This is a genomic window from Enterococcus sp. DA9, from assembly GCF_008000875.1.
Classification (GTDB): domain Bacteria; phylum Bacillota; class Bacilli; order Lactobacillales; family Enterococcaceae; genus Enterococcus_B; species Enterococcus_B lactis.
This window is the reverse complement of record NZ_CP042839.1, coordinates 2,495,001-2,515,171: the sequence shown is the minus strand read 5'-3', so window position 1 is coordinate 2,515,171 and position 20,171 is coordinate 2,495,001. Positions and strand designations below refer to the sequence as shown.

Below are 20,171 nucleotides of genomic sequence, written 5' to 3'. Positions count from 1 at the left end.
TTGTCACAACCTTTTTTAGTGGAATCTAATTCTCTATTGTAGTTTAAGTAATTTTTCCAGATAAACAGCTAAACCGTCTTCTTGATTGCTCAAAGGAGTGACATCATTTGCGATGCCTTTGAGCTGATCAGTACCATTAGCCATAGCCACTCCCCAGCCTGCATAATCCAGCAGCTCCAAATCGTTATGCTCATCACCAAAAGCAATCACGTCTTGTTGATCAATAGATAGGTAGTTAGCAATCTCTTGCACACCTTTTGCTTTTTGTATTCCTTTTGAAACAATCTCTAAGATCGCCGTAGGACCGCCCCACGTACGAACATCCACATAACTGCCAAATTGACGTGTTAATTCAGCAGATACAGCTTCTGCAAAACGCTTGTCTGTTCGGACAAGCAAAGATGTAGGATTTGTCGTCAGATTTTTAGGAGAAAGCAAGTTTTTTTCTCCAGGACGTGAAGAAGCAAAAATTTTTTCATCAAAGAAGTCAAAGCTGTCGATAAAAAAAGTATCCCGATTTTCAGCAGCGATAAAGTCTAAATTCAATTGTTTTTTTTGCGATAAGATTTCAAAAGCAATTTCACGATTAATCAATGTTTCTCTTTCGCCATCCCAATGTTGATTAGGGATATGCACCAGTGCGCCGTTAAAATTAACCATCGGTGTTGTTAACTCTAATTGTTGGTAAAATTGATGGCTCATTCGAAATGGGCGTCCAGTAGCGATACTGACATGATGACCAGCATTGATTGCTTTTTTCAGGGTTTCTTTTGTTTTAGAGGTAATCATCGAATCTTGATTGAGGGTGGTTCCGTCCAGATCGATGGCAATTAATTTTTTATTCAATAAAGGTCCTTCCTTCCTCAACTAGCATTTGTTTTAGTCTAGCATATTTTAGTTAATTAACAAGAGGAATCAGTTATTCCTAACAAAAAATACAGTTATGGCTATGTAAATAAATGAATACGAGTTAAACACGAACATTAAGTATTGTTTTCGGTTTTTTTGTTAAAAAAACGTTGAAAAACGAATGAAACGTCTATATAATTTGAAATTGTTCGATGGATTTGCCATATTTTGCATATTTTTTATTATTATAGTTTTCCATCAGAAAAAAATTCAGGGAGTGGAACTTTTTATGGAAAAGTTTTTCGGTTTAAAGAAAAACAATACAAATGTATCAACTGAAATAATGGCGGGAGTAACGACATTCTTTGCCATGAGCTATATCTTATTCGTAAATCCGACGATTTTATCAGCATCAGGTATGCCGTTCCAAGCAGTATTTCTAGCCACAATCATTGCATCAATCATTGGTACGCTAGTCATGGGATTGTTCGCGAATGTACCATATGCTCAGGCACCTGGTATGGGATTGAACGCATTTTTCACTTTTACGGTCGTTTTCGGGCTTGGCTATTCTTGGCAACAAGCCTTGGCAATGGTTTTTATTTGCGGATTAATCAATATTTTTATTACTGTTACAAATATCCGAAAGATGATCATTCGGGCGATTCCTGAAAGTCTTCAACATGCGATTGGTGGCGGGATCGGTATTTTCGTTGCGTATGTCGGGATCAAAAATGCAGGATTTTTATCTTTTTCAGCAGACCAATCTGCTATTTCGAGTTCTGTCGTTGAAGGTGGAAAAGCAACAAATGTTACGATAAATGGCGGAATCGTTCCCGCGTTAGCCAACTTTGACAACGCACCTATCTTGTTAGCTGTGATTGGTTTGGTACTGACAGCCATTTTAGTTGTAAAAAACGTCCGTGGTGCTATTCTTATCGGTATCGTAGCGACCACAGTCCTTGGGATTTTTATGGGTGTTGTTGATTTAAGTTCCATTGATTGGCAAACGAATTCGTTAGGCAATTCATTTAAAGAATTAGGAACAACGTTCGGTGCAGCATTTGGTTCTGAAGGAATGCAATCTTTATTCAGTGATTCTTCCAAGATCCCTCAAGTATTGATGACGATCATCGCATTCAGTTTATCTGATACATTTGATACGATCGGAACATTTATCGGTACAGGACGCCGCACAGGTATTTTCTCAAAAGAGGACGAGATCGCATTGGAAGATGGCCGCGGGTTCAAAACAAAAATGGATAAAGCGCTATTTGCCGATGCAATCGCTACTTCCGTAGGTGCTATCTTTGGTACATCAAATACAACAACTTATGTCGAATCTGCAGCTGGAATCGGGGCCGGCGGACGTACTGGTTTGACTTCAGTAGTAGTGGCAGTGCTATTCGCATTAAGTAGTCTGTTCTCCCCGCTGATCGCCATTGTACCAAATCAAGCAACTGCGCCAGCACTGATTTTGGTCGGAGTAATGATGATGGCTTCTTTCGCAGACATCAAATGGCTAGATATGGAAGAAGCTTTACCAGCCTTCTTTGCATCGATCTTTATGGGATTGTGCTATAGCATTTCTTATGGGATTGCAGCAGGATTTATTTTCTATACAATTGTCAAAGTAATCAAAGGAAAATTCAATGAAGTTTCTGTTGCTTTGTGGATTGTTGATATTTTATTCATCATCAACTTCATCATTCTAGCAACGATTTAAATAAAGAGAAGGGATTGGAACAGCATTTTTTCCGGTCTCTTTTTTTTTACATAAAAAGAACGTTACATATAAAATAATCTTTGCGGGATTTTTCTCTTTTTACTGGCGAGATCGTTGCTTGTTTATTCGAAAATAGGTATGATAAAAGAGACGAAAGAGGGATGATAGATGAAGATTAATTGGAGAAAAAATTTAGTGATTGCATGGATTGGCTGTTTTTTCACTGGTGCAAGTATTAGTTTAGTTATGCCATTCATACCAGTTTATGTTGAGCAACTAGGAACACCAAAAGATCAAATCGAATTGTTTTCGGGACTAGCAATCTCTGTTACTGCTTTTGCATCTGCCGTGGTTGCACCAATCTGGGGAAATCTAGCTGATCGAAAAGGTCGAAAACTCATGATGATCCGTGCAGCAGCTGGGATGACGTTGACGATGGGTTCTTTAGCTTTTGTGCCGAACGCGTATTGGCTTTTGATCATGCGTTTTTGGAACGGGATTTTGTCTGGGTATATTCCAAATGCAACAGCAATGATTGCTTCACAAGCGCCTAGAGAAAAGAGCGGATGGGCATTAGGAACATTATCCACCGGAGCGATTGCGGGAAATCTGATCGGACCTTCTATGGGCGGTGCATTGGCTCAGTGGTTTGGTATGGAAAATGTATTCTTGATCACAGGGGCTTTGTTGATGATCACAACGGTGTTGACCATCTTCTTCGTCAAAGAAGATTTCCATCCAATCGAGAAAAAAGATCTGATAAGCACCAAAGAAATTTTTTCAAAAATGGATCATCTCTCTATTTTGATTGGTCTCTTCATCACGACCTTGATTTTACAGATAGGGATCACTACGATCAGCCCTATTTTGACCTTATATATTCGTGAATTGAGCGGAAATACAGAAAATATCCTGTTTGTCAGCGGCTTGATTGTTTCGATAGCTGGTGTTTCCGCAGTCTTTTCTTCACCAAAACTAGGAAAACTAGGGGATAAGATTGGGAATCAAAAAGTTTTAATTGGCGGACTCATCTTATCATTTTGCTGTTATTTGCCCATGGCGTTTGTCACGACACCACTCCAATTAGGTATACTTCGTTTTATTTTAGGTTTTTCAACTGGTGCTTTGATGCCTTCTGTCAATACACTGATCAGTAAAATCACGCCACAAGAAGGGGTTAGCCGAATCTATAGCTATAATCAGATGTTCAGTAACTTTGGACAGGTTCTAGGACCCATGTTGGGGTCGACAGTTGCGCATGCTTATAATTACAGTGCTGTTTTTATTGTGACAAGTTTATTCGTCCTGTCAAATATTCTTCTTTCTCTATTCAATTTTCGTAAAGTTCTTCGCAGTAGATTATAATAGTGGTGAAAATTGGAAATAAAAAAGAGCTTGAGATATCTCAAGCTCTTGGCTGGTTTTTTACGAATGGGCAGAGGTTTCTTTTCTTGGCGCAACTGCACCAATCAAAAGGATAATGACACCCGCAATTAATGAAATGATTGTTGTCAAAGTAAAATCATAAGTTCCGCTTGTTAATGCAGCACCAATATAACCGACTACTTGACCTAGAACGACAGCCCAGAATAATGTAACGATATATCGCATAAAGAACACCTCTTTTCTATCTTAATTTTACCAGATTTTCTTTGAATGTAAAGAAACGAGACTAAATCTCAATAAAATTCGAGTTCTTGTGAAAGAACTCATTTCTACAGACTAGAAGCAAGCAAATGAAGCAGAACAATTAACTTCAGCACTTGTTATTTAATGAAAGTAAAAGGATCATACCTTTTAACGCTAGTGAATTTTAACGAAAAAAAAGGCGGAATGCAAGATGTTTTTCCCACAACTTTATACAATTACTTCTTATTCTCTTTTACAAAGTACGATCCGTATTCGAGAATATGTACAAGAAGCAAAAAAACAAGGCTACACTTCATTAGCCATAACGGATAAAGATGTCTTATACGGTGCACCTGAATTCTATCGTATTTGTGTAGAAGAAGAAATACAGCCAATCATTGGATTACATCTTAGTTATACTTATGAAGAAAAAAATTATGGTTTGCTTGCGTACGCAAAAGATGAGACAGGTTATCAGCAACTGATGAAACTTTCCAGTCGAAAAATGATCCAAGAAAAAATGGCACTTGATGATATGATAGAAACCGACCATCTAGTGTTTGTCGTTCCGGCAACTCATTCTGTTTCTGAGGCTTTCAATAAAGAGGAACATTTTTTCAGTCATTGGCAGTTTTTGCTTGAAAATGTTTTTACTAAAGATTTTTATATCGGCTTGTCAGAAAACACGCCTAATCAATTGCCTGAATGGTATCAGTATGTGACAAAAGAAAATTATCCACTTTGTGCATTGCATCCAATCGCTAGTTTACAGCAAGAAGACCTTTTTGCGCTTGAAGTGATGAAGCATATCAAAGAGGGAAGTCAGATGCCTTTAGAAAGTTTATCTGCACCTTTACCATCAGCAAATGGTTACCTGATTTCAGAACAAGAAATGATCAAACGATTCGAAGAAGCAGGTCTTTCACAAGCTGTAATAGGTGCTCAGCGCTTAGCTGAATCGATTTCATTTGAATTTCAGTTTCATCAGAAATTACTCCCGCATTATCCCGTCCCTCAGGGAAAACAAGCTGGAGAATATTTAAGAGAGCTATGCTACTCGCAAGTAGAACATCGGATCGTTGATTATACAAAGGAGTACCGAGAACGTTTGGACTATGAGTTATCTGTCATCCATCAAATGGGATTCGATGATTATTTCCTGATCGTATGGGATGTAATGGCTTTTGCTCATAGAAATAAAATCGTTACCGGTGCAGGCCGTGGTTCTGCTGCTGGTTCATTAGTAGCCTATGTGTTAGAAATCACAGATGTGGATCCATTAGAGTATGACTTGCTATTCGAACGATTTTTAAATCCTGAACGTTTTACGATGCCGGATATTGATTTGGATATTCCTGACAACCGACGTGAGGAAGTATTGAATTATGTTCGAGAAAAGTATGGACAATATCACATGGCGCAAATCGCGACATTTGGTACAATGGCTGCAAAAATGGTTCTTAGAGATGCAGCTAGAGTGTTTGGTCTGTCACAAAGTGAAGCAAACCGCTGGTCAAAAGCAATACCAAACCAACTGAAAATCACATTGACCCAAGCTTACAAAACATCGCGTCAACTAGTAGAATTAGTTCAGGCAAGCGAAAAAAACCAACTTTTATTCAAAACCGCAGTGATTTTAGAAGGATTGCCAAGACACGTTTCGACTCACGCAGCAGGGGTAGTTATCAGCGATAGGAATCTACTTGAATTAGTACCGCTCCAACGCGGTTCTGATGAAGCTTTTCTGACTCAGTATACGATGAATGAGGTAGAAGCCATCGGTCTTTTGAAAATGGACTTTCTAGGACTACGTAACTTATCGATTATTGATTTTACTTTAAAGGCTGTTAAGCGAGTAGAAGGGCAGGAAATCCGATTAAAAGAGATCCCATTAAATGATGCAAAAACGCTACTCTTGTTTCAACGAGGCGAAACTTCAGGAGTATTTCAATTTGAATCCGCTGGTATTCGAAACGTTTTACGAAGATTAGGACCAGAAAACATCGAAGATATTGCCGCAGTCAATGCGTTGTATCGTCCAGGTCCTATGCAAAATATCGATACTTTCATTGCCAGAAAAAAAGGAAAAGAAGCCATTCGCTACCCCGATGATTCACTGATCCCGATTTTGAAAAACACATACGGGGTGATTGTCTATCAGGAACAAATCATGCAGATTGCCTCGACTATGGCTGGATTTACATTAGGACAGTCAGATATTTTGAGGCGGGCAGTTAGTAAAAAGAAAAAAGACGTATTAGATGAAGAAAAGTCGCATTTTGTATCAGGAGCATTACAACAAGGATATTCGGAAAAAACAGCAGTGACTGTATATGAATATATTGAAAAATTTGCAAACTATGGATTCAATCGGTCGCATGCATTTGCTTATTCCTTCGTGGGATTCCAAATGGCATATCTAAAGGCTCATCATCCAGGAGCTTTCTTTACCAGTCTAATGAATTCTGTTCGGCATAACACAACGAAATTGAAAGAATATATTGCAGAAGCACGTAAAAATAAACTCAAACTTTCTTCACCATCCATCAATCAAAGCAATTATAGTTTTGAGTTGGTCAATAAGGAAGAAATCAGATTCGGGCTGACAGCGATAAAAGGCATCCGACGTGATTTTGTAGAAGATGTATTGAATGAAAGAAAACAAAATGGCCCGTTCAAGTCAGTAGATCAATTCCTCATACGGATCGATAAGCGGTGGCTGAAATTAGAGTTACTGCAATCACTGACAGCAGTAGGTGTTTTTGATGAATTATCTCCTAACAGGAAACAGTTGATGTTTGATCTCGAAGGAAAAATCCAAAATATCGTTTACAGCGGTGGCAGTCTAGATTTGCTAGGAATCATGGCATTAAAAGAAGAAGAAGTTGCTGACTATACACTAGAAGAACGACTGAAGCTGGAAGAGGAATACTTAGGTGTTTATTTGTCAGGACATCCTGCAGAAGGGTTTGACCGGCTTCGTTTAGCTAAACAGGTTCAGCTGATTACAGATATCGTTCCTAATCAACTAGTCAATTTACTATTGATGATAAAGGAAGTTAGAGAGATTCGGACAAAAAAAGGCGAACTGATGGCCTTCGTGGAAGGAACCGATAGTAGCGGAGAAATTTCTGTCACGGTTTTTCCAACTCTTTATCGAAAATATCGTAACCTGTTTGCAGTTGATCAAGTGATTTTTGTTCAAGGGCGTAGCGAAATCAGCAAATATAACCAGGAACTACAATTGATTGGAGAAAGCTTTGCTGATCCTCGTCAGTTAGAAACACAGTATCCTTCACAAACGTGCTATTTGCGTATAACAGAAGAACGGGAAGACCCTGAGATAATGAAACAATTACAAGGGATTTTTCAGAAACACCCAGGATATATTCCAGTAATTATGTACCACGAAAAAACACAACGAAAAGTTGTTCTGTCAGATGCTTATTGGGTGGATGACAGCAAGAGTATAAAGGGACAACTTGTTTCTCTACTTGGCGAAGATAATGTGGTTTTCAAATAACTTACGGTAAAAAATACTACTTGCTTTCATTTTTTTTCATTTTTTTATCCGTAAATCAAGACAAGCGAGAAAAATAATGTTAGAATGTTAGTCGTGGTTAACGCAAAAATGGTTGTAAACCTAAGTTATACTTAGGATAAAGTATTTTAATGAGGTGAATGTTTATTATGAAACGCATCGGAATTTTGACCAGTGGCGGAGACGCACCTGGAATGAATGCAGCTGTTCGTGCCGTTGTTCGTAAAGGTATTTACGAAGGACTGGAAGTATACGGGATCAATTATGGGTTTGCCGGTTTAGTTGCTGGAGATATTCGTCGTCTTGATGTGGCAGATGTAGGTGACAAGATCCAACGTGGTGGTACATTCTTGTATTCTGCACGTTATCCAGAATTTGCAACTGAAGAAGGTCAATTAAAAGGAATCGAACAATTGAAAAAATTCGGGATCGAAGGTCTAGTGGTTATCGGAGGAGACGGTTCTTATCATGGCGCAATGGCTTTGACAAAACGTGGATTCCCAGCAGTAGGTATTCCTGGAACAATCGATAATGATATTCCTGGTACTGACTTCACAATCGGTTTTGATACAGCAATCAATACAGTGCTAGAATCAATTGACCGTATTCGTGACACAGCGACTTCTCATGTTCGTACATTCGTTATCGAAGTAATGGGACGCAATGCAGGTGACATCGCTTTATGGTCAGGTGTAGCTGGCGGAGCAGATGAAATCATCATCCCAGAACATGATTTTGATATGGCTTCAGTTGCTAAAAAAATCCAAGAAGGCCGTGATCGTGGGAAGAAACATTGCTTGATCATCTTGGCTGAAGGTGTAATGGGCGGAAATGAATTCGCTGAAAAACTTTCAGAATTTGGCGACTATCATACACGTGTATCTATCTTGGGACACGTTGTCCGTGGTGGAGCACCAAGCGCACGCGACCGCGTCTTAGCAAGTAAATTCGGTGCTTACGCTGTCGAATTGCTTCAAGAAGGAAAAGGTGGATTATGTGTCGGTATCCATGACAACGAAATCGTTGCAGCTGACATCATTGATACACTAGAAAACAACAAGCATAAACCAGACTTATCATTATATGATCTAAATAATTCACTTTCATTTTAAGAGTGAAAGAAACCAAGCTATTTAAGCTGTGTACAGCTTTAAATAAACAAAATTGAATGGGAGAGTTTTTTAAATGAAAAAAACCAAAATCGTTAGTACATTAGGACCAGCAAGTAACTCAGTAGAAATTATTTCTCAATTGATTGAATCTGGGGCAAATGTCTTCCGCTTTAACTTTTCTCATGGTGACCATGAAGAACAATTATCACGTATGACTATGGTCCGTGAAGCAGTTAAAAAGACAGGAAAAGATGTCGGTATTCTTTTAGATACAAAAGGAGCTGAAATCCGTACAACTGTTCAAGGCACAACAGAAGCTGATTTTGGTCGTGCAGGATACATCAAATTTGAAGTAGGAGATCAAACACGCATCTCTATGGATCCTGAACATGTAGGTTCAAAAGAAAAAATCGCGGTTACTTACCCAGGATTATTTGACGATGTTCACGTAGGCGGACACGTTTTATTCGATGATGGCTTGATCGACATGGAAATCATTGAAAAAGACGAAGCAAACCGTGAATTAGTCGTAGAAGTTAAAAATGCAGGTATGCTAGGATCACGTAAAGGGGTAAATGCACCAGGCGTTTCTATCAGTTTGCCAGGTATTACTCCAAAAGATGCTGACGATATTCGTTTTGGTTTAGACAACGATATCGACTTTATCGCTGCAAGTTTTGTACGTAAAGCACAAGACGTTCTAGATATTCGCGAAATTTTAGAAGAAAAAGACATGACTCATGTTCAAATCTTCCCTAAAATCGAATCTCAAGAAGGTATCGACAACATTGACGAAATCATCAAAGTTTCTGACGGTGTTATGATTGCCCGTGGAGATATGGGTGTGGAAATCCCAGCTGAACTAGTACCAATGGTTCAAAAACGTATCATCAAAAAATGTAACGCTGCTGGTATCCCAGTTATCACTGCTACACAAATGTTAGAATCAATGCAAGAAAACCCACGTCCAACACGTGCGGAAGCTTCTGACGTTGCCAATGCTGTATTTGACGGAACAGATGCAACAATGTTATCTGGTGAATCTGCAAACGGAGACTACCCAGTTGAAGCTGTTTCAACAATGGCACGTATCGACCAAGAAGCTGAAAATGCATTATCAGAATTAGGTACATTCCAATTGAACGAATTCGATAAAACAGATGTAACTGAAACAATCGGTTTATCTGTAGCTCGTGCTGCAAAAAATCTAGGGGTCAAAACAATCGTTGCTGCAACTGAATCAGGCTACACTGCAAAAATGATTTCAAAATATCGCCCAGATGCAGATATCTTGGCTGTTACTTTTGACGAACGCACAAAACGTGGTTTGATGTTAAACTGGGGTGTTTACCCAACAGTTGCTGAAAAACCATCAACAACTGATGAAATGTTTGAACTAGCAGCTAAAAAAGCTGTTGAATTAGGTTTCGCATCAGAAGGCGATTTAATCTTGATCACTGCTGGTGTACCAGTTGGCGAACGCGGAACAACTAACGTGATGAAAATTCAAATGATTGGTTCTAAATTATTAGAAGCTCAAGGCGTTGGACAAAAATCTGTCGTTGCAAATGCAGTTATTGCTTCATCTGCTGAAGAAGCTGTAAAAAAAGCAAAAGACGGAATGGTTCTAGTTGTACCATCAACTGACAAAGAATACATGCCTGCAATCGAAAAAGCAGCTGCTGTTATCGTTGAAGAAGGCGGATTGACTTCTCACGCTGCAGTTGTAGGAATTGCACAAGATATTCCTGTAATCGTTGGTGCTAAAGGCGCAACAACAACAATTACTGATGGCGAATTGATTACTGTTGATTCACGTCGCGGCATCGTTTACCGTGGCGAAACAACAGCTATCTAATTTAGCTTAATACAAAATAAAAACAGCTCTTCATTTACGAAGAGCTGTTTTTTTGTGCTGTAACGAATTCATGGATGACTTGGACTACTTGTTCTTGAAGCGGTGTGACAAGCTGTTGTGTTCGTTTTGCCAATGAAATCAAGAAGCGAGGCTGAACTTCGTCTGAAAGTGGGAGGCAAACTAAATGATCTTCAGGATGTACAGCAATCTCTGTCAAAAAACCGATACCAACATTTTCACGGATCATACTCTTTAAAATCGTCAAATCATTGCTTTGATAAACAACTTTTGGTTGAGTGTGTGTTTGTTTAGAAAGTTTAGTGAATGCTGCTGGGTGGACATAATGTTCGTTCAATAACACAAACTGTTCATCTGATATATCTTTGAAAGAGACCGCCTTCTGCTGGGCCAGAGGGTGAGTAGGCGGAACGACGATCATGAAACGTTTATCCAAAAGCAATTCTGTTTCTAAATATTGATCTACGATTGGCTGTGTTGAGCCTAATACGGCTAAATCGATCCTCCCTTGACGGATCATTCCATATAAGTCCCGAGAGCCTCCATCGGTGATTTCAATCTGATTCATCAACTCATGCTTAATAAAGTAACCTGACAGTTTTGGAAAGTACTCATTGCCGATAATAGGCGGCAAGCCAAAACGCAGCTTTTTCTTTTGTAACTGAGTGATTTCAGCCCTTGCAGTAGAAATCTCTTGGAGAATAGTTTGTGCATGGAGAAACAGCTGCTTTCCAGAAGGTGTGACGATTAATTCGTGATGCGAACGATCTCTTGTGATAAGTACGGCGTCAAACTCTTTTTCAAGACGTTGTAATGCATATGTAATAGTAGGTTGGCTCACACGGAAATAATTAGCCACTTTCGTAAAGTTTTTTTGTTTGACGATTTGGACGTAGTATTCAATATCTTTCGTGTTCATAAAGATCATCCGCTCCTTTGATAGAATAATGATTATTGTAAATGATTCTGAAGATGATAGCAAACAGAGGCTTTCTGTTAAAGATATTTCTGTTTTTTTATGAACTGCAAGGTGTCAAGAAAATTTCATTGACAACATGGTTTTTGCCCTGTATAATTGCTTTTGTTGCTTAGGAGTGATGAAAAATGAAATGGTCTTTATTGGAATTGAGAAAATACCAGGAGACACCGTTAACTTTTCATGAGACGCTCGACTTGAAAGCCGCTCTCATGAAGCGAGACAATTTAATACTTGATGTTGCGCCAGTGGAAGTCGAAGGTTTGGTCTCAGTTGATAAGAAAGGCTATATCGTTCATTACACTGTGCAGACGACTTTGACAGTTCCTTCAACACGTTCGCTAGAACCTGTTGAACTGCCGATGGATTTTTCTGTAGACGAAGTATTCATGACAGAAGAACAATTCCAAAGCAGAGATGAGCAAATGTCTGCAGATGAGATTTTGCTGATTGAAGGTCCGTTATTGAATTTAGCAGAGTCAATTGAAGACAACATCTTATTGGCGATTCCGATGCGGGTATTGACGAAAGAAGAGGAAGCAGCAACAGAACTTCCAAAAGGCAATGATTGGGAAGTTGTTTCCGAAGAAGAATACCAACGCAGAAAAATGGAAGAAGCCGAGAATAAAATTGATCCTCGTCTTGCAAAACTATCTGAACTTTTTGATTCTGAATCAAAAAACGACGATAACAAGTAAGATTGGAATATATTGTATCTATTATAGGTGCAAGACTTTACAAGGAGGTGTAGCAAAATGGCAGTACCAGCTAGAAGAACATCAAAAGCTAAAAAAGCAAAACGTCGTACACACTACAAGTTGACAATCAAAGGATTAAACGAATGTCCAAACTGTGGTGAAATGAAAAAAAGCCATCACGTATGTGCAAATTGTGGTTACTATGATGGTAAGGACGTAATGTCAAAAGAAGCTTAATACATTTTAATTAGAAAATGTAAAACCTCAAGGCTAACCATGGAGCCTTGAGGTTTATTTTTTATAAGCGGTAAATAAAAAATATGTTGTTCTTTAGTTTGCAATGTAGCCGTGTTAAGCTATAATGTAAGAGATTAGGGAGAAATCCCGTATGTAGGAGGAGTTCATATGTCAAAACAACAAATCGGCGTTGTCGGTATGGCCGTTATGGGTAAAAATCTAGCCTTGAATATAGAAAGCCGCGGCTATTCAGTGGCCTTATTCAACCGTACAGGGGCTAAAACAACCGCTGTAGTAGAAGAACACCCAGATAAAAATTTCAAAGCAACGTACACAATCGAAGAATTTGTAGAATCAATCGAAAAACCACGTCGGATTCTTCTGATGGTCAAAGCAGGACCAGCAACAGATGCAACAATCCAAGAGTTGCTTCCTCACCTTGATAAAGGCGATATTCTGATTGACGGAGGAAATACATTCTTTAAAGATACGATGCGTCGTAATGAAGAATTAGCCAACTCTGGTATTAACTTTATCGGTACAGGCGTTTCCGGCGGTGAAGAAGGAGCTTTAAAAGGACCTTCAATCATGCCTGGTGGACAAAAAGAAGCGTATGAGCTAGTTGCACCAATCTTAGAGCAAATTTCTGCAAAAGCAGAAGACGGAGCACCATGTGTTACCTATATTGGCCCAAACGGAGCCGGACACTATGTGAAAATGGTACACAACGGTATTGAGTATGGAGATATGCAACTGATTGCTGAATCTTATGACTTGATGAAGAATATTTTAGACCTTTCAGTAGAAGAAATGGCTGATATCTTTAAAGAATGGAATCAAGGTGAATTAGACAGCTACCTGATCGAAATCACAGCTGACATCCTGACTCGAAAAGACGATGAAGGCACAGGTAAACCAGTCGTAGATGTGATCCTTGATGCAGCTGGAAATAAAGGAACAGGTAAATGGACAAGCCAAAGTGCGCTTGACTTAGGCGTGCCACTTCCATTGATTACTGAATCTGTATTTGCTCGTTACATTTCTGCTTATAAAGAAGAACGCGTACAAGCAAGTAAAATTTTGTCTCGCACGAACGATTTTGAGTTCACAGGAGACAAAAAAGAATTGGTCGAAAAAATCCGAGAAGCGTTGTATTTCAGTAAAATCATGAGTTATGCTCAAGGATTTGCTCAATTACGTGTCGCTTCAAAAGAATTTGATTGGGATTTGCCATTTGGCGAAATCGCAAAAATCTGGCGCGCTGGATGTATCATCCGAGCTCGATTCTTGCAAAAAATCACGGATGCTTATGACAAAAATCCTGAGATCGAAAATTTATTGCTAGATGATTATTTCGTTGAAATCACGAAAAAATATCAGCAATCAGTCCGAGACGTCGTTGCCTTGGCTGTCCAAGCTGGCGTACCTGTACCAACTTTCTCATCAGCCATCGCTTACTTCGATTCATACAGAGCAGAACGTCTGCCTGCAAATATAATCCAAGCCCAACGCGATTACTTTGGCGCACACACATATGAACGTGTCGACAAAGAAGGAATCTTCCATTACTCATGGTACCATGAAGAATAATAGTCTTTCGGCTGTTAGGAAATGAGAAAATAAAAAGAGGACGAAAGAGCTGAAGTCAATTGTTATGAGTAGACTTCAGCTCTTTTTTAAAACTGCTATTCATGATAAAATGACTATAGATTTTTAAGCAGATTATCGGTATAATGATAGAGTTTTTAAAAAGCCAGTAGATAGAAAGGATAAAATAATAAATGAGTAATATTCTAATCATTGAAGATGAAAAGAACTTAGCTCGATTTGTCGAGCTAGAGTTGAAGCATGAAGGGTATAACGCAGAAGTCCATTACAACGGTCGTACTGGTTTAGATGCGGCATTAAATAATGAGTGGGATGCCATATTGTTGGACCTGATGCTTCCAGAATTGAACGGTTTAGAAGTCTGCAGACGCGTACGCCAAGTCAAAAATACACCAATCATTATGATGACTGCAAGAGATTCTGTAATTGATCGTGTATCGGGACTTGACCATGGAGCAGATGACTACATCGTCAAACCATTTGCTATCGAAGAACTATTAGCGCGTCTTCGAGCATTGTTGCGTCGAATCGATATTGAAGGTGACAAAAATGTGGCAAAACAAACCACTATTACTTATCGTGATTTGACTATCGAAAAAGAAAACCGTGTCGTACGTCGCGGAAACGAAGTAATTGAACTAACAAAAAGAGAATACGAATTGCTACTTACTTTAATGGAAAACGTGAACGTGGTATTAGCACGTGATGTTTTACTAAATAAAGTGTGGGGATACGAAACGGAAGTTGAAACAAACGTAGTGGATGTATATATTCGTTATCTTCGCAATAAAATTGACGTTCCAGGGGAGGAAAGCTATATCCAAACTGTCCGCGGAACAGGTTATGTGATGCGCTCGTGATAAAGCCGAAAAAATCGGAAAAAAGAGAACTGAAAGGGCCCTCCTTGACAATCAAGTGGGCCTTTGCGAGTTCTTTCTTCATATTCGTCGTATTTACAATTTTTGCGGTCATTACCTATAAATCATCTATCAATCTGATTGTTGCAAAAGAAAGAAACAATGTAGAACGTACGATTTCAGAAGTAGCCTCTCGTTTGGCTAACTCGGATGAAGAACTGACATTAGTGAATACGTATCGTAATCTGACAAAAGCGACAAATGACGGAGATGAGGTCATAGATCATACTTCACTGGTCGAAGGAAACTTAATGAAGATTGATTCCTTTATAGCTGAGCTAGGGCAGCCTTCGATGGATCTTTATGTGTATGATTTAGATGAGAACTTGATTTTCAAAACTCACGAAAACAGTCGAAACTTGATCCAAACAACACGTAAAGTGCCAACGATTGTTACACTAGAAGGGAAAACTGGCTTTTTATCTATACAGCCTATATATTCTAAAGGAACAAGAGAAAAGATTGGTTATGCGCAAAGCTTCTATGAATTATCTTCTTTCTATGATATCCGAAATAAGCTATTATTGACTCTTATTGTTTTAGAAGTCGTTTCTTTGATTTTAAGTAGTATTTTAGGTTTCTTTTTATCTTCTTACTTCTTGAAACCACTCAAGGTAATCAGAGATACAATGGATACTATACGTAAAGATCCGCAATCAGATATCCACATGCCTGAAATCGACACGAATGATGAATTGGCAGATTTAGCTGAAATATTCAATGAGATGCTTGACCGCATGCGTTTGTATATCGAACAACAAGAGCAGTTCGTGGAAGACGTCTCTCATGAGTTAAGAACTCCTGTAGCAATCATTGAAGGGCATCTTAGTCTGCTAAATCGTTGGGGGAAAGATGATCCTGAAATATTGGAAGAATCATTAAGCGCCAGCATGCAAGAAATCAGCCGCATGAAAAGCTTAGTTCAAGAGATGCTAGACTTATCTAGAGCAGAACAAGTAGATGTCCATTATGCAAATGAAACAACTAAAGGAAAAGAAGTCACCTATCAAGTTTATAATAATTTCAAGATATTATACCCAGACTATGTGATTACTTTAGATGATGATTTGACAAAAGAAGTGACCCTGCAAATTTATCGTAATCACTTTGAGCAATTAATTATTATCATATTGGATAACGCAGTAAAATATTCAACTACACGAAAAGAAGTCCATATCTCTATTTCTTCTACTCTGAATGAATTTGAGATTGCTATACAGGACTTTGGTGAAGGAATACCCAAAGAAGACCTTAATAAGATCTTCAATCGTTTTTATCGTGTGGATAAAGCGAGGGCTAGAACGAAGGGCGGAAATGGTCTGGGATTGTCTATCGCAAAACAATTGGTTGAAAACTACAAAGGTCGTATCTTAGCAGAAAGCGTAGTTGGGCAAGGGACTATCTTTAGAATTTTTATTCCTATCGCAAAAACAGAAGACAAGTAAAGCATGTGCTTTGCTTGTTTTTTTATATTATCCATTAAGAAAGAAGAAGCCAAATACAAGCAGATAAGAAATTTGGGATGGTCATTATAAAGAAATTTAGCGAACAATAAAATAGAATAACATTCGTTGGTAAATTGTAAATAGCTTTTAGGTGAACAAAAAACAATAAAAATACTTTAATATTCGTCTTTAAAAATAATAAAGAAAAATAGGAAATTTTCTATTGCAATTTTATAAAGAGATTGCTATATTATTATTTGTTCTAAATGATTCCTTTAAGGTGTCGCTAAAAATTATAAAAAATAGTGTTGACGCATTTTTGATATCATGTTATAATAACGAAGTCGCTTAGATGAGGAAGTTTATAAAGCTTGATTTTATCGAAACAAACTTCAAAAAAGTTATTGACAAATAACAAATGAAATGGTATGATAATCAAGTCGCTGCTAATGAGCGATAAAGGTATTTAGAAAAAATAAACAAAAAAAGTTGTTGACATTCTCTTCTGGATCTGATAAGATTAAAGAGTTGTTGAAACAAAAAGATTAGACCTTTGAAAACTGAACAAAGTAAGACAAACCAAATGTGTAGGGCGTCTTGATTCAATTCAAGACAACAAACATTTTTAACAAGCAAGCAATATGCTAGCAAACAAATTGAGCTTAACAATCGTAAGATTGTTCGAACTTTTTATGAGAGTTTGATCCTGGCTCAGGACGAACGCTGGCGGCGTGCCTAATACATGCAAGTCGTACGCTTCTTTTTCCACCGGAGCTTGCTCCACCGGAAAAAGAAGAGTGGCGAACGGGTGAGTAACACGTGGGTAACCTGCCCATCAGAAGGGGATAACACTTGGAAACAGGTGCTAATACCGTATAACAATCGAAACCGCATGGTTTTGATTTGAAAGGCGCTTTCGGGTGTCGCTGATGGATGGACCCGCGGTGCATTAGCTAGTTGGTGAGGTAACGGCTCACCAAGGCCACGATGCATAGCCGACCTGAGAGGGTGATCGGCCACATTGGGACTGAGACACGGCCCAAACTCCTACGGGAGGCAGCAGTAGGGAATCTTCGGCAATGGACGAAAGTCTGACCGAGCAACGCCGCGTGAGTGAAGAAGGTTTTCGGATCGTAAAACTCTGTTGTTAGAGAAGAACAAGGATGAGAGTAACTGTTCATCCCTTGACGGTATCTAACCAGAAAGCCACGGCTAACTACGTGCCAGCAGCCGCGGTAATACGTAGGTGGCAAGCGTTGTCCGGATTTATTGGGCGTAAAGCGAGCGCAGGCGGTTTCTTAAGTCTGATGTGAAAGCCCCCGGCTCAACCGGGGAGGGTCATTGGAAACTGGGAGACTTGAGTGCAGAAGAGGAGAGTGGAATTCCATGTGTAGCGGTGAAATGCGTAGATATATGGAGGAACACCAGTGGCGAAGGCGGCTCTCTGGTCTGTAACTGACGCTGAGGCTCGAAAGCGTGGGGAGCAAACAGGATTAGATACCCTGGTAGTCCACGCCGTAAACGATGAGTGCTAAGTGTTGGAGGGTTTCCGCCCTTCAGTGCTGCAGCTAACGCATTAAGCACTCCGCCTGGGGAGTACGACCGCAAGGTTGAAACTCAAAGGAATTGACGGGGGCCCGCACAAGCGGTGGAGCATGTGGTTTAATTCGAAGCAACGCGAAGAACCTTACCAGGTCTTGACATCCTTTGACCACTCTAGAGATAGAGCTTCCCCTTCGGGGGCAAAGTGACAGGTGGTGCATGGTTGTCGTCAGCTCGTGTCGTGAGATGTTGGGTTAAGTCCCGCAACGAGCGCAACCCTTATTGTTAGTTGCCATCATTCAGTTGGGCACTCTAGCAAGACTGCCGGTGACAAACCGGAGGAAGGTGGGGATGACGTCAAATCATCATGCCCCTTATGACCTGGGCTACACACGTGCTACAATGGGAAGTACAACGAGTTGCGAAGTCGCGAGGCTAAGCTAATCTCTTAAAGCTTCTCTCAGTTCGGATTGCAGGCTGCAACTCGCCTGCATGAAGCCGGAATCGCTAGTAATCGCGGATCAGCACGCCGCGGTGAATACGTTCCCGGGCCTTGTACACACCGCCCGTCACACCACGAGAGTTTGTAACACCCGAAGTCGGTGAGGTAACCTTTTGGAGCCAGCCGCCTAAGGTGGGATAGATGATTGGGGTGAAGTCGTAACAAGGTAGCCGTATCGGAAGGTGCGGCTGGATCACCTCCTTTCTAAGGAATATTACGGAGACTACACAATTTGTTTTTACTTTGTTCAGTTTTGAGAGGTTTACTCTCAATTTAAAACGGGGCCTTAGCTCAGCTGGGAGAGCGCCTGCTTTGCACGCAGGAGGTCAGCGGTTCGATCCCGCTAGGCTCCATTAACAACATTAGTTGTTAAATTTGTTCATTGAAAACTGGATATTTGAAGTAAATGTAAGTAATACAAACCGAGAACACCGCGTTGAATTTGAAAGCTAAGCAAATTGTTTAGCCTGAAGCAAAATAGGCGGACGACCATGAAATCTTTGATTTTATGAGACGATCGATCTTTTTGCCGCACAGGCTGATTTGTGAGCTGGATAGAGTTTTTTAATAAGTTCAATTGCTTATTTTCTTGATCTAACTTCTATCGCTAGAAGAAGGATCAAAACCCAACCGAAAGGTTGATAAGGTTAAGTGAATAAGGGCGCACGGTGGATGCCTTGGCACTAGGAGCCGATGAAGGACGGGACTAACACCGATATGCTTTGGGGAGCTGTACGTAAGCTATGATCCAGAGATTTCCGAATGGGGGAACCCAGCATCTTTAATAGGATGTTACGATTGTGTGAATACATAGCACATTCGAGGTAGACGCAGAGAACTGAAACATCTAAGTACCTGCAGGAAGAGAAAGAAAATTCGATTCCCTGAGTAGCGGCGAGCGAAACGGGAAAAGCCCAAACCAACAAGCTTGCTTGTTGGGGTTGTAGGACTCCAATATGGTCGTTCTTTCAGATAGTCGAATGACTTGGAAAAGTCAGTCAAAGAGGGTAAAAACCCCGTAGACGAAATGTGGAAGACACCTAGGAGGATCCTGAGTACGGCGGAACACGAGAAATTCCGTCGGAATCCGGGAGGACCATCTCCCAAGGCTAAATACTCCCTAGTGACCGATAGTGAACCAGTACCGTGAGGGAAAGGTGAAAAGCACCCCGGAAGGGGAGTGAAATAGAACCTGAAACCGTGTGCCTACAACAAGTCAAAGCCCGTTAATGGGTGATGGCGTGCCTTTTGTAGAATGAACCGGCGAGTTACGATTGCATGCGAGGTTAAGTTGAAGAGACGGAGCCGCAGCGAAAGCGAGTCTGAATAGGGCGTTTGAGTATGTAGTCGTAGACCCGAAACCATGTGATCTACCCATGTCCAGGTTGAAGGTGCGGTAAAACGCACTGGAGGACCGAACCCACGTACGTTGAAAAGTGCGGGGATGAGGTGTGGGTAGCGGAGAAATTCCAAACGAACTTGGAGATAGCTGGTTCTCTCCGAAATAGCTTTA

13 protein-coding genes, 1 tRNA gene and 2 rRNA genes (1 of these 16 only partly in view) are annotated in these 20,171 nt (G+C 40.0%); 13 read left to right on the top strand and 3 right to left on the bottom strand.

Annotated elements, in window-relative coordinates; genetic code table 11:
• Positions 1-33 precede the first annotated feature (33 nt).
• The gene (locus tag FTX43_RS13100) at positions 34-846 is read right to left on the bottom strand and encodes a Cof-type HAD-IIB family hydrolase (RefSeq protein WP_002314169.1); all 813 of its coding nucleotides are present in this window, start codon (positions 844-846) and stop codon (positions 34-36) included.
• A 292-nt stretch (positions 847-1,138) separates the two neighbouring features.
• Between FTX43_RS13100 and FTX43_RS13095 the strand changes: the two genes are divergently transcribed.
• A complete protein-coding gene (locus FTX43_RS13095; protein WP_002310391.1) occupies positions 1,139-2,575 on the top strand; it encodes an NCS2 family permease in 1,437 nt (478 codons plus the stop codon).
• Positions 2,576-2,743: 168 nt separating this feature from the next.
• Positions 2,744-3,940: a multidrug efflux MFS transporter gene (locus tag FTX43_RS13090; protein ID WP_002344099.1), complete on the top strand. Its 1,197-nt coding sequence runs from the start codon at positions 2,744-2,746 to the stop codon at positions 3,938-3,940.
• A 60-nt stretch (positions 3,941-4,000) separates the two neighbouring features.
• Here the strand turns inward: FTX43_RS13090 and FTX43_RS13085 are convergent, their stop codons facing one another.
• Entirely contained in the window at positions 4,001-4,186 is a 186-nt protein-coding gene (locus FTX43_RS13085; RefSeq protein WP_002290959.1) for a YjzD family protein, read from the bottom strand.
• 229 nt (positions 4,187-4,415) lie between these two features.
• Here FTX43_RS13085 and dnaE point away from each other — a divergent pair, with 229 nt between their 5' ends.
• The 3 genes from dnaE to pyk all read left to right on the top strand — a co-directional run bounded on the left by dnaE (position 4,416) and on the right by pyk (position 10,715).
• The gene (dnaE, locus tag FTX43_RS13080) at positions 4,416-7,727 is read left to right on the top strand and encodes a DNA polymerase III subunit alpha (protein ID WP_147607108.1); all 3,312 of its coding nucleotides are present in this window, start codon (positions 4,416-4,418) and stop codon (positions 7,725-7,727) included.
• 167 nt (positions 7,728-7,894) lie between these two features.
• Positions 7,895-8,857, top strand: coding sequence for a 6-phosphofructokinase (gene pfkA, locus FTX43_RS13075; protein ID WP_002310395.1), 963 nt, complete (start codon positions 7,895-7,897; stop codon positions 8,855-8,857).
• Between the two features lie 73 nt (positions 8,858-8,930).
• A complete protein-coding gene (gene pyk, locus FTX43_RS13070) occupies positions 8,931-10,715 on the top strand; it encodes a pyruvate kinase (RefSeq protein ID WP_002290965.1) in 1,785 nt (594 codons plus the stop codon).
• 34 nt (positions 10,716-10,749) lie between these two features.
• Here the strand turns inward: pyk and FTX43_RS13065 are convergent, their stop codons facing one another.
• A complete protein-coding gene (locus tag FTX43_RS13065; RefSeq protein WP_002310396.1) occupies positions 10,750-11,652 on the bottom strand; it encodes a LysR substrate-binding domain-containing protein in 903 nt (300 codons plus the stop codon).
• 185 nt (positions 11,653-11,837) lie between these two features.
• Between FTX43_RS13065 and FTX43_RS13060 the strand changes: the two genes are divergently transcribed.
• From FTX43_RS13060 to FTX43_RS13025, 8 genes are all read left to right on the top strand, one after another.
• Positions 11,838-12,407 (top strand): DUF177 domain-containing protein, encoded by a 570-nt coding sequence (locus FTX43_RS13060; protein ID WP_002290967.1) that lies wholly within the window; start codon positions 11,838-11,840, stop codon positions 12,405-12,407.
• Between the two features lie 57 nt (positions 12,408-12,464).
• On the top strand, positions 12,465-12,644 hold the full coding sequence (gene rpmF / locus FTX43_RS13055) for a 50S ribosomal protein L32 (protein WP_002290970.1): 180 nt from the start codon (positions 12,465-12,467) through the stop codon (positions 12,642-12,644).
• 168 nt (positions 12,645-12,812) lie between these two features.
• Positions 12,813-14,234, top strand: a complete 1,422-nt coding sequence (gene gndA, locus FTX43_RS13050) for an NADP-dependent phosphogluconate dehydrogenase (protein WP_002290971.1) — start codon at positions 12,813-12,815, stop codon at positions 14,232-14,234.
• Positions 14,235-14,425: 191 nt separating this feature from the next.
• Complete coding sequence (locus tag FTX43_RS13045; protein WP_002290973.1) at positions 14,426-15,112, top strand: response regulator transcription factor; 687 nt, start codon at positions 14,426-14,428, stop codon at positions 15,110-15,112.
• On the top strand, positions 15,109-16,614 hold the full coding sequence (locus FTX43_RS13040) for a HAMP domain-containing histidine kinase (RefSeq protein ID WP_073490240.1): 1,506 nt from the start codon (positions 15,109-15,111) through the stop codon (positions 16,612-16,614). The genes FTX43_RS13045 and FTX43_RS13040 overlap by 4 nt, the downstream gene beginning before the upstream one ends.
• Before the next feature lie 688 nt (positions 16,615-17,302).
• A 16S ribosomal RNA gene (locus tag FTX43_RS13035) occupies positions 17,303-18,862 on the top strand.
• A 76-nt stretch (positions 18,863-18,938) separates the two neighbouring features.
• Positions 18,939-19,011 (top strand) — tRNA-Ala (locus tag FTX43_RS13030).
• Between the two features lie 292 nt (positions 19,012-19,303).
• Positions 19,304-20,171: ribosomal RNA gene (locus tag FTX43_RS13025) — 23S ribosomal RNA — on the top strand (it continues 2,047 nt past the right edge of the window).
• Together the 16S and 23S rRNA genes with 1 tRNA gene alongside form the textbook arrangement of a ribosomal RNA operon.